Annotated in this window: 1 protein-coding gene; it reads left to right on the forward strand. The window is 67.6% G+C overall.

Annotation, left to right across the window (positions count from 1 at the left end; all coding sequences use genetic code 11):
* Nucleotides 1–1300, forward strand: a 1300-nt coding sequence (locus tag VF34_RS19695; RefSeq protein WP_045841975.1) for an acetyl-CoA carboxylase biotin carboxylase subunit, incomplete at both ends; no start/stop codon positions are given.

The following is a 1300-nucleotide window of genomic DNA, read 5'->3' on the forward strand; positions in this document are numbered from 1 at the left end:
GGATTCCTCTCCGAGAACGCCGACTTCGCCCAAGCTGTCATCGATGCAGGACTGATCTGGATCGGACCGTCCCCGCAGTCCATCCGCGATCTCGGCGACAAGGTCACCGCCCGCCACATCGCCGCCCGCGCCAAAGCCCCCTCGGTCCCCGGCACCTCCGAACCGGTCAAAGACGCCGACGAAATCCTGGCGTTCGTCGACGAACACGGCCTCCCCATCGCCATCAAAGCCGCATTCGGTGGCGGCGGACGCGGCATGAAAGTGGCCCGCACCCGCGAGGAAATCCCCGAACTGTTCGACTCCGCCACCCGCGAAGCCGTCGCCGCATTCGGGCGCGGGGAATGCTTCGTCGAACGCTACCTCGACAAACCACGCCACGTCGAAGCCCAGGTCATCGCCGACCAACACGGCAACGTCATCGTCGCCGGCACCCGCGACTGCTCCCTGCAACGCCGCTTCCAGAAACTCGTCGAAGAAGCCCCCGCCCCGTTCCTCACCGACGCCCAACGCAAAGAAATCCACTCCAGCGCCAAAGCCATCTGCCTCGAAGCCGGCTACTACGGCGCCGGGACCGTCGAATACCTCGTCGGCCAAGACGGCCTCGTCAGCTTCCTGGAAGTCAACACCCGCCTGCAGGTCGAGCACCCCGTCACCGAGGAAACCTCCGGCATCGACCTGGTGCTGCAGCAGTTCCGCATCGCCAACGGCGAAGAACTGACCATCACCGAAGACCCCGAACCGCGCGGGCATTCGTTCGAGTTCCGGATCAACGGCGAAGACGCCGGCCGTGGGTTCCTGCCCGCCCCCGGACCGGTCACCACCTTCACCGCCCCCTCCGGACCGGGAGTGCGCGTCGATTCCGGTGTCGAATCCGGCAGTGTGATCGGCGGCCAGTTCGATTCGATGCTCGCCAAGCTCATCGTCACCGGAGCCACCCGCGAGGAAGCCCTCGCCCGCTCCCGCCGGGCGTTGGCCGAATTCACCGTCGACGGGTTGGCGACGGTGATCCCGTTCCACGCTGCGGTGGTCTCCGATCCCGCGTTCATCGGCGACGGCGACTCCTTCTCGGTGCACACCCGGTGGATCGAAACCGAATGGGACAACCAGGTTCCCCCGTTCACAGCCGGGCAACCGATCGACGACGACGAGGCCCTGCCGCGGCAGTCCGTCATCGTCGAGGTCGGGGGCCGACGCGTCGAGGTCTCCCTGCCGGGCGAACTCACCCTCGGCGGTGGCAGCGGCGGGAACGCCGGTGCGGTGCGGCGCAAGCCCAAGGCCCGCACCCGTGGCGGTGCCGGAG

Origin of the sequence: Rhodococcus sp. PML026, from assembly GCF_000963615.1 — a bacterium.
GTDB classification, from domain to species: Bacteria; Actinomycetota; Actinomycetes; order Mycobacteriales; family Mycobacteriaceae; genus Rhodococcoides; species Rhodococcoides fascians.